Below are 8,244 nucleotides of genomic sequence, written 5' to 3'. Positions count from 1 at the left end.
CCGCCACAATCGCGGCGGGCTCAGTTCCAGCCCGACGATGAACAGCAGCAGGGTGATGCCCAGTTCGGCAAAGCCCATCTTGCCTTCGGCATCGCCGACCAGCCCGAGCAATTGCGGCCCGACCAGCGCGCCCGCCACCAAGAAGCCCAGCGTGGCGCCCAGCCCCAGCCGCCGGAAGACGAGGACGAAGAACAGCCCCGCCCCCAGAAGGATTGTGCCGTCCCTGACCAGCGAACCCGACGCCACATGCTCCATCAGGCGCCCGTCCGCTCTTGCCGCGCGCGCTGCGCGGCACCGGCCGCCTCCGCCGCGGCCTCGAAGGCGAGCCGGATCGACGGGTGGCGCGCCGTCAGTTTCAGCCCAGGCGTGAACACATCCAGCCCCGGCCAGCCGGGCACCGCCCCCTCGCCCGCCAGCCAGGCGGTCAGTTCGTCACGAGCCGTTGCCAGTTCGGCCGGGGTGCGCCCGATCGCATGGCGCGCCATCAACGTCGCGCTCGCCTGTCCCAGCAGGCACGCACGCACCTGCGTGCCCAGCATCGCCACCCGGCCGTCGTCGGCCAGCGCCACGTCCACCGCCACACGGCTGCCGCAGATCGGCGAGCGCCGCTCGGCCGACCCGTCCGCCGCCGCCAGCCGCTCGGGATAGGGATTGCCGACCGCCAGCGCGCTGACATCGGGGGTGTAGAGGTCAAGACTCATCGTGGCGGGTCGCTTCCTTGGGCACCGGCGCGGGCTTGCTTCCGAAGACCGGTTGCCCCTTGCGTCGGCGATCGACGAAATCCGCCATCGACGCGCTGGTAGCGCTGAGCAGCGGATAGGTACGCGCCTTCACCAGCCAGTCCGGGCGGTGGGTCGGCCCACCCCCCATCGTGTCCAGCACCAGCACCACGAACAGATAGGCAAGGCTGGCCAGGATCAAACCCTTCAACGCGCCGAAACCGAAGCCCAGCGCCCTGTCGATCGGGCCCAGCACCGACGTGCGCGTGCGCCGCGCGATCGCGTTGATGACCAGCCGGCTGGCCAGATAGGTGCCGCCCGTCAGCACCACGAACGCCAGCACCGCCGCACCCGACGGCGTCCCGACGATCGCCGACACGGCCTTCGCCAGCGGCAGATGGAAGATCTTGAGCGCGAAGATCATCGCCACCCAGGCGAACAGCGCCAGCACCTCGCCCACGAACCCGCGACGCGCGCCCCCCAGAGCCGTCAGCCCGACCAATACGAGGACGATGATGTCGAGGCCGTGAAGCTCCATGCCCTTCCCCATATGGCCGGACGCGCCGCGCCGCTAGAGCGGTTTCCGGCCGATCCAGGGCCGGCGCGCGCCCATGGTCACCCCCGGCCCAGCATGTGGTCGACGAACTGGCCCAGCGTGCGGAACCCCGATACGCGAATCGGCCCGCCCGCCGCCGCCTCGGCCGCCGCGATCGGCAGCAGCGCGCGCTCGAACCCCAGCTTGGCCGCTTCCTTCAGCCGCAGCGGCGCGTGCGCGACCGGCCGCAATTCGCCCGACAGCGCGATTTCGCCGAACGCGACCGCATCGACCGGCACCGGCCGCTCGCTCAGCGCCGACACCAGCGCCGCGGCCACCGCCACGTCCGCCGCCGGATCCTGCACGCGATAGCCGCCCGCGACGTTCAGATAGACTTCGCAGGTGGAAAAGCTCAGCCCGCAGCGCGCCTCCAGCACCGCCAGGATCATCGCCAGCCGCCCCGAATCCCACCCGACGACCGCGCGCCGCGGCGTCGCCCCGCTGGCGAGCCGCACGACCAGCGCCTGGATCTCGACCAGCACTGGGCGCGTCCCCTCCAGCGCGGGGAACACCGTCGTCCCGGTCACGCTCTCGTCGCGCTGCGTCAGGAACAATGCGGAAGGGTTGGACACCTCCGCCAGCCCGTCGCCCGCCATCGCGAACACGCCGATCTCGTCGGTGCCGCCGAAACGGTTCTTCAGGCTGCGCAGGATGCGATACTGGTGGCTGCGCTCGCCCTCAAAGCTGAGCACGGTGTCGACCATATGCTCCAGCACGCGCGGCCCCGCGATCGTGCCGTCCTTGGTCACATGGCCGACCAGGATGACCGCGGTGCCGCGCTCCTTGGCGAAGCGGATCAGTTCCTGTGCGCTCGCCCGCACCTGACTGACCGTCCCCGGCGCCCCCTCGATCAAGTCGGAATGCATCGTCTGGATCGAATCGATCACCAGCAGCGCAGGCGGCGTGCCCTGTCCCATCGTGGTCAGAATATCGCGCGTCGACGTCGCCGCCGCCAGCCGCACCGGCGCATCGCCCAGCCCCAGCCGCCGCGCGCGCAGCCGCACCTGATCGGCCGCTTCCTCGCCGGAGACATAGGCGACGTCATGCCCGCGCCGCGCCAGCGCCGCCGCCGCCTGCAACAGCAACGTCGACTTGCCGATTCCGGGATCGCCGCCGATCAGCGTCGCCGACCCCGCGACCAGCCCGCCACCCAGCGCGCGATCCAGTTCCGCCATGCCGAACGCGGTCCGCTCCGGCAACGCCACGTCGGTGTCCAGCCCGATCATCTCGATCGCACGCCCGCCGCCCTGCAGGTTGTGCCGCGCCTGGAACGGCGTGACCGTGACCGGCGTCTCCTCCACCAGTGTGTTCCACGCCGAACAATCGGCGCATTGCCCCTGCCAGCGGTGACTGACCGAGCCACATGACTGGCATACGTATCGCTTCTGAGCCTTGGCCATGCGTCCCCCTAGCGCCAAAGGAACGATAGGGGAACAAACCTGCGATGAACAGCCGGTTCATGCAACGTGCAGGCAAAATGCGGCAGATTCGGAACCCTCTTCATGGCCTCGTCGTTGCCATGGCGACACGAATTCACAAACGAGAGAAGGAGTGCCTCGTGAAGAATTTTGCTGTTTTCGCTCTTGCTTCCGCCATCGCGCTGCCGGGTGCCGCGATGGCCCAGGCACCAGCGCCAGCCCCCGCACAGACCGGTGCCGCCACCGCGGGCGTCACCGTCACCACCGGTGCCACGGTATATGACACCGCCGGCGGTGTCGTCGGCACCGTCGACAGCACCGACGGGACCAACGCGGTCATCAACACCGGCACCGTGAAGGCGGCCGTTCCGCTGACCTCGCTCGGCAAGGGTGCGCAGGGTCCGGTGCTGGCGCTGACGAAGGCGCAGCTCGAGGCCGCCGCTGGCCAGCAGCAGGCGCAGGCCAGCGCGGAATTCAAGTCGAAGCTGGTTCCCGGCGCCACCGTCTACGGCACCGGCGGTGCGCAGCTCGGCACGATCAAGTCGGTCGATGCCACCGGCATCACGCTGACCACGACCGACGGTGACGCCAAGCTGCCGATGAACGGCTTCGGTCCGGGGCCGCAGGGGATCACGATCGGCATGACCGCCGACCAGCTGAAGGCCGCGATGGGCGCCGCCGCCCCGGCCGCCAGCGCCAGCGCCGCCACCGCGACGCAGGCGGAAGCCGCAACCACCTCGACCGACACCGCGGCGGAGGCGACCCCGACGGCCGCCACCACCCCGAAGGCGAAGCGCAAGCCGCGCTAAACGCCGGTTGACCGCTTGAAATAGGGACGGCGCCCGCATCGCAGGATGCGGGCGCCGTTTCCTTTTGGCGTATCCGAACGTCAGGCCGGCTGGCTGACCTGCTCCAGTGCCGCGCGCACCGCCGCGACCGCTCCGGCCGCCTTGCTGCCGTCCGGTCCGCCGCCTTGCGCCATGTCGGGGCGGCCGCCGCCGCCCTGTCCGCCCAGTTCGGCCACCGCGCGGCGCAACAGGTCAACCGCGTTCAGCGTGCCCAGCAGATCGTCGGTCACGCCGACCGCCACCGACGCGCGGCCCTCATTGACCGCGACCATCACCGCCACGCCCGAACCGACGCGCGCCTTGGCGTCATCCACCGCGCCGCGCAGCCCCTTCGCCTCGAATCCGTCCAATACCTGCCCGACGAAGCCGATGCCGTTGACGCTCTCCGGCCCGGGCGCATCGGCGCCCGCGCCGCCGCCCAGTGCCAGCGCCTTCTTCGCTTCGGCCAGTTCGCGCTCCAGCCGGCGGCGCTCCTCCATCAGCGTGGCGACGCGCGCGGGCACGTCGTCCGGCGTCGTCTTCAGCGTCGCCGCAGCCTCGCGCAGCTTCTCGTCGCGTGCGTTCAGATAGGCGCGTGCCGCTTCACCGGTCAGCGCCTCGACGCGGCGCACGCCGCTCGACACCGCGCTTTCGCCGATAATCTTGAACACGCCGATGTCGCCCAGCGCGCGGACGTGCGTCCCACCGCACAATTCGATCGAATAGGTCGCGCCCGCATCGTCGCTTCCCATCGATACGACTCGCACTTCGTCGCCGTATTTTTCGCCGAACAGCGCCATGGCGCCCATTGCGATCGCATCATCCGGCGTCATCAGCCGCGTCTCCACCGTGCCGTTCGCGCGGATCTGGGCGTTCACGGCGGCCTCCGCCTCGGCCAGTTCGGCGGCCGACATCGCGCTGGGATGCGACACGTCGAAGCGCAGCCGCTCCGGCGCCACCAGCGATCCCTTCTGCGCGACATGCGTGCCCAGCTTCTGGCGCAGCGCCTCGTGCAGCAGGTGCGTGGCCGAATGGTTCGCGCGGATCGCGGCGCGCCGCGTCAGGTCGATCGCCAGCTTCACCGTATCGCCGACCTTGATCGCGCCCGCGTCGACCCGCGCGTGATGCACCCACAGCTTGCCGAGCTGCTTCGACGTATCCGTCACGGTCGCGGCCAGCCCGCCGTCGCCGGCGATGCTGCCCGCGTCCCCGACCTGTCCTCCGCTTTCGGCATAGAAAGGCGACTGGTTGACGATAACGTCCACCTGCTCGCCCGCCGCGGCCTGGTCGACCCGCGCGCCGTCGCGCACCAGCGCGAGCACGACGCCCTCGCCAACGTCGCTGGCATAGCCGGTGAATTCGGTCGCCCCGACTTCCTCGGCGATATCGAACCACAATTCGTCGGACGCCTTCGCCCCCGAACCCTTCCAGGCCGCGCGCGCGGCACGCTTCTGCTCCGCCATCGCGGCATCGAACCCGGCGCGATCGACGCCAAGGTCCTGCGCGCGCAGCGCATCCTCGGTCAGGTCATAGGGGAAGCCGAACGTGTCGTAGAGGCGGAACGCCGTCTCGCCCGGCAGCGTATCGCCCGCGCGCATCCCCGCTGTCGCCTCGTCCAGCAGCTTCAGCCCCTTGTCCAGCGTCTGGCGGAAGCGCGTTTCCTCCTGCCGCAGCGTGGCCTCGATCAGTGGCTGCGCGCGGACCAGTTCGGGATAGGCCGCGCCCATTTCCGATACCAGCGCCGGCACCAGCCGGTGCATCAACGGCTCCTTGGCACCCAGCAGATGCGCATGCCGCATCGCGCGCCGCATGATCCGGCGCAGCACATAGCCGCGCCCCTCATTGGCGGGCAGCACGCCATCGGCCACCAGGAAGCCCGAGCAGCGCAGGTGATCGGCGATCACGCGATGGCTCGCCTGCGTCTCACCCGTGGTGGCCGTGTGGGTCAGCGCCCCCGACGCCGCGATCAGCGCCTTGAACGTATCGGTATCGTAATTGTCGTGGACGCCCTGCATCACCGCGGCGACGCGCTCCAGCCCCATACCGGTGTCGATCGACGGCCGCGGCAGGTCGCCGATGATCGCATCCGCCTCCTGCACATGCTGCATGAACACTAGGTTCCAGATTTCAACGAAGCGGTCGCCGTCCTCGTCCGGGCTGCCCGGCGGGCCGCCGGGGATGTGATCGCCATGGTCGTAGAAGATTTCCGAACACGGCCCGCACGGCCCGTCCGATCCCATCGCCCAGAAATTGTCCTTGGTCGCGATGCGGATGATGCGCTGATCGGGCAAGCCGGCAATCTTCTTCCACAGATCGGCCGCCTGATCGTCGGTATGATAGACCGTGACGGTGAGCTTGTCCGCCGGCAGCCCCCATTCGCGGGTCAGCAGCGTCCACGCATGCGTGATCGCCTGTTCCTTGAAATAATCCCCGAACGAAAAATTGCCGAGCATTTCGAACAAGGTGTGATGCCGCGCGGTATAGCCGACATTGTCCAGATCGTTGTGCTTGCCGCCCGCGCGCACGCACTTCTGCGAGCTGGTCGCGGTGGAATAGGGGCGCGTTTCCAGACCGGTGAAGACGTTCTTGAACGGCACCATTCCGGCGTTGACGAACATCAGCGTCGGATCGTTCTGCGGCACCAGCGGCGCGGAGGGCACGATGCGGTGGCCGCTGCCGCCGAAATAGTCGAGGAACGAGCGGCGAATGTCGTTGGTCGAAGTCATAACAGCGCGACTTAGGCGGAACCGGCGCGCGCGACAATCCGTGACGCGCGCGCGAAACGACCGATAGGGGGTGCTGTTCCCGGCGGGCGACCGGGGGTGTGTGCGGGGTCCAGCGCTATTGTCCCGCTGGCCATCTGTCCGTCAGGGCGCGCCATAGTACGTCCCTGGGACCCCAGGGTCGCCGCCCCGACAGAATGGTCGGTCGACCGGGTAGCGTCGCGCGGCGGGAAAAGGTTCTTCCAAGCGGAATCGAACATTCCGGGTGGCGGTTGGAAGGCGCGGGGCACGAAATGCCCGTCACGCCTTGGACGGAACAAACGTCGACGTCACGCGATGCGAACCGGCGGACCGCCGTTCCGCTTCCCTCGTCAGGCGTAGGCGTAGGGCCCGCCAGCCTCCAGCGCGCGCTGATAGGCTGGCCGCGCATGGATCCGTTCGAGCCACGCGATCGTCGCCGGACGCCCCCCGTCCAGCCCGGCACGGCTGCGCGCCGCCTCCAGCGGGAAACTCATCATCACATCGGCGGCGGTAAAGCCCTCACCCGCGAACCACGGGCGGCTGGCCAGCTGGCTTTCGACGTAATCGAGATGCCGGTCGATCATCGGCTGGATCTTCTTCGCCGCGGGCTTGCCCATCAGCGGGATGCGCCCCAGCACCAGTTTCAGCAGCAGCGGCGGCATCATCGAGCCTTCCGCGTAATGCAGCCAGAACCGATAGGCGAGCGCCTCTTCGCGCCGGCTGGGTGCGCCCAGTTCCCCGTCGGCCTTGTCGACCAGATACTCCACGATCGCGCCGGTCTCCGCGATCACGCGCGGCGCGCCGGCGGCATTGTCCTCGTCATCCTCGATCACCGGCGACTTGCCGAGCGGATGGACGCGCCGCAGTTCTGGCGGGGCCAGCATCGTGCGGCGGTCCCGCTCATAGCGCTTGACGGTATAGGGCATGCCGAGTTCCTCGAGCATCCACAGGACGCGCTGCGACCGCGAATTTTCCAAGTGATGGACGATGATCGTCATGCCATTCGCTCTCCTGCCGCCGTGGCGGTCCATATCCAGATCGCTGCGGTAAACGCGATCGCCCCGCCGCATATCCGTGCGGCCAGCATATCGCGCAACGCATCTTCCAGCCGCCGCCGTTCCTCCCCGTCCACCGCGGCCAATATCGCCGCCGCCGACGCGATCCGGCGATAGAAGGCCAGCGCATCCTCCACCGCATCGTCACCTTCGCCGACGACGTAGCGGACGTCGTGCGGAGTCGCCGCGATCCGGTGCCAGCCGGCGTCGTGCAGGATGCGATACGTGCGTTCCCGGTCGGCGAGCGCATAGGGACCGGGCGCATGGCCGTCGACGGGTGCCGCCTGGCCCAGCACGCGATCGACCGCGCCCGACCAGTCGTTTTCGATCCGCGAGCGAAAGCACGAGAACACCAGCGGCGCCCCCGCGCGCGCCGCGCGGGCCATATCGGCGAATCCCGCGACGGGATCGTCGAAGAACATGACGCCATGTCGTGAGACCAGCAGGTCGAGCGGCGCGATCGACGGCAGCAGCTCACGCGCATCCCCTGCAACGAATTGCAGGCGCGGGATGCCGCCCGCGCGCGATTGCGCCACCGACAGCAGCGGGACCGACAGGTCGATGCCGGTGACAGTCATGTCCGGCCGCGCCCGCGCCAGCGCGATCGCGGTACTGCCCGCCCCGCATCCGATGTCCACGGCCCGGCCCTTATCGGGAGCATGTTGCGCAACGGTGAGATCGAGCGCCTGCGCGATCGCGGAAAAGGCGCGCTCGGTCCGACGATATTCGGCGGCCCAGGTCTCGCCGACTCGGCCGCGCCAGTCCTGTGCTCCGGTCATGGCATCCGATCCTGCCCTTGCGCGGCGACGCCGGCATCGACAACCGCGGATCGCCCTTGCCTCTCCCTGCTGCCGCGGAAACGAATCGACCCGCCGTCGCCGGCGGG

The 8,244-nt window shown here is 69.3% G+C and carries 8 protein-coding genes; 1 reads left to right on the top strand and 7 read right to left on the bottom strand.

Features of this window, described 5'->3' with window-relative positions; all coding sequences use genetic code 11:
• The 4 genes from AX685_RS11225 to radA all read right to left on the bottom strand — a co-directional run.
• Positions 1 to 255 (bottom strand): cation:proton antiporter domain-containing protein (locus AX685_RS11225; protein WP_197418574.1); only part of this gene is annotated, 255 nt, incomplete at its 3' end.
• On the bottom strand, positions 255 to 701 hold the full coding sequence (locus AX685_RS11220) for an iron-sulfur cluster assembly scaffold protein (RefSeq protein WP_066488690.1): 447 nt from the start codon (positions 699 to 701) through the stop codon (positions 255 to 257). The genes AX685_RS11220 and AX685_RS11225, both read right to left, overlap by 1 nt.
• The gene (locus tag AX685_RS11215) at positions 691 to 1,257 is read right to left on the bottom strand and encodes a CvpA family protein (protein ID WP_066488688.1); all 567 of its coding nucleotides are present in this window, start codon (positions 1,255 to 1,257) and stop codon (positions 691 to 693) included. The genes AX685_RS11220 and AX685_RS11215 overlap by 11 nt, the downstream gene beginning before the upstream one ends.
• Positions 1,258 to 1,334: 77 nt before the next feature.
• Positions 1,335 to 2,714 (bottom strand): DNA repair protein RadA, encoded by a 1,380-nt coding sequence (gene radA / locus AX685_RS11210; protein ID WP_066488686.1) that lies wholly within the window; start codon positions 2,712 to 2,714, stop codon positions 1,335 to 1,337.
• Positions 2,715 to 2,872: 158 nt separating this feature from the next.
• Here radA and AX685_RS11205 point away from each other — a divergent pair, with 158 nt between their 5' ends.
• Positions 2,873 to 3,541 (top strand): hypothetical protein, encoded by a 669-nt coding sequence (locus tag AX685_RS11205; RefSeq protein ID WP_197418573.1) that lies wholly within the window; start codon positions 2,873 to 2,875, stop codon positions 3,539 to 3,541.
• A gap of 80 nt (positions 3,542 to 3,621) precedes the next feature.
• Here AX685_RS11205 and alaS read toward each other — a convergent pair whose 3' ends face one another.
• The 3 genes from alaS to AX685_RS11190 form a co-directional block, all read right to left on the bottom strand.
• Positions 3,622 to 6,285, bottom strand: a complete 2,664-nt coding sequence (gene alaS, locus AX685_RS11200) for an alanine--tRNA ligase (RefSeq protein WP_066488681.1) — start codon at positions 6,283 to 6,285, stop codon at positions 3,622 to 3,624.
• Positions 6,286 to 6,653: 368 nt separating this feature from the next.
• Entirely contained in the window at positions 6,654 to 7,301 is a 648-nt protein-coding gene (locus AX685_RS11195) for a glutathione S-transferase family protein (RefSeq protein WP_066488678.1), read from the bottom strand.
• On the bottom strand, positions 7,298 to 8,137 hold the full coding sequence (locus AX685_RS11190; RefSeq protein WP_066488676.1) for a class I SAM-dependent methyltransferase: 840 nt from the start codon (positions 8,135 to 8,137) through the stop codon (positions 7,298 to 7,300). Before AX685_RS11190 ends, AX685_RS11195 begins: the two co-directional genes overlap by 4 nt.
• Positions 8,138 to 8,244 lie beyond the last annotated feature (107 nt).

Origin of the sequence: Sphingomonas sp. CCH9-F2, from assembly GCF_001556735.1 — a bacterium.
Classification (GTDB): Bacteria; Pseudomonadota; Alphaproteobacteria; order Sphingomonadales; family Sphingomonadaceae; genus Sphingomonas; species Sphingomonas ginsenosidimutans.
Note: the sequence above shows the minus strand (reverse complement) of the source record. Positions and strands in the feature narration are given on the sequence as shown.